The organism is Bacillus sp. JJ722, assembly GCF_036963345.1.
Classification (GTDB): domain Bacteria; phylum Bacillota; class Bacilli; order Bacillales; family DSM-1321; genus Bacillus_AD.
In genome coordinates this window covers 6,408-7,590 of the sequence record NZ_JBALMO010000280.1, presented here as the reverse complement: position 1 = coordinate 7,590, position 1,183 = coordinate 6,408, and the positions used below count along the sequence as shown (strand labels likewise).

Annotated in this window: 2 protein-coding genes; both read right to left on the bottom strand. The window is 38.0% G+C overall.

What is annotated here, in order from left to right:
• A partial coding sequence (locus tag V7014_RS23840; RefSeq protein WP_335511027.1) for a DUF3870 domain-containing protein occupies window positions 1-300 on the bottom strand: 300 nt, incomplete at its 3' end.
• A gap of 114 nt (window positions 301-414) precedes the next feature.
• Window positions 415-960, bottom strand: coding sequence for a manganese efflux pump MntP (locus V7014_RS23835; RefSeq protein WP_438824969.1), 546 nt, complete (start codon window positions 958-960; stop codon window positions 415-417).
• Window positions 961-1,183: the final 223 nt, after the last annotated feature.

Below are 1,183 nucleotides of genomic sequence, written 5' to 3'. Positions count from 1 at the left end.
TAATAAATCATATTGATTACAAATATCTTTTATAGCTGCTTGTAGCGCATGACTTGCTTTCCCGAAATAATATTCTTTTATAATAGAAATTAAAGGATTAGGCCCTTCTCTTAAGCTATAGCCACGCAATAATTGACGAATAAAGTTCCTACCATGCTCGGTTGCTAGCGTGCATGACGCATCTACAATTACGCCATATTCAAGATCTACTTCTACCGTTACCGTTATAGAGCCATACACACTTCCCGCTGCCATATCTTGCGGAAGTTTCGCATGCCCTGCTAGAAAATATGTATGCATACCATCTACCTCGACTTTAGTTTCATATATTTATAATTTTACAATAATTTTAACTAAGATAGAAGACAGAACCCTTCGATGTTATACGTAAATCACATAATTCCTTACAATTCCCTATATCGGGAAGAAAAGCTTTACACCGAATGCTAACAACACACTACCACCTAGTATTTGGCTGTATGCTCCTAAAACACCTTGTACTTTCCTTCCCAACAATAAGCCAACTAAAGTAAGAATCGTTGCAACAAGACCGAAAAGCGAAATCGTCAATAGTGTTCTTGCTCCATATATACCTAGAGTTAAGCCCACCGAAAGGCTGTCTAAACTCACACTAATAGCAAAAATAAACAGCCCTAAACCGACAGGGGCTATTAGAGACTCACTCTCGCCCTTTAATCCAGAAATAAACATGCCTATTCCTAATAAGATTAATAGTAAGCCGCCAGCGTAGGTTGCATATGCTCCAAACTGATCAGAAAGAAAGCGACCAACAATCATTCCTGCTAAAGGCATGATAATATGAAATAATCCAACTGTTAAAGCAATATATGCAATTTGTTTCAAGCGCAGTTTGAACATCCCCATACCTAACCCTACAGAAAAGGAGTCCATACCAAGCGCGAATGCCATCAAAAGTAATGTTACTAATTCGCCCATCATTGCATTCAAACAATTCTACCTCCCTTGGACGTGCTATCTAAACATATGCCCGTCCAGACGTAAATAGAATGAAAAAACCTTACACCTTAAGATTTAGTTTGGAATTAGATTTCGGGAGTTAAAGTAGCCAATTTGAACCTGAAATGATAAGGCTTCAAGTAGCACAAAATATGGGAAACTCTGCTTTTTTAGCAGAGCCTCCTCATTTTATCCCGTTCAAACT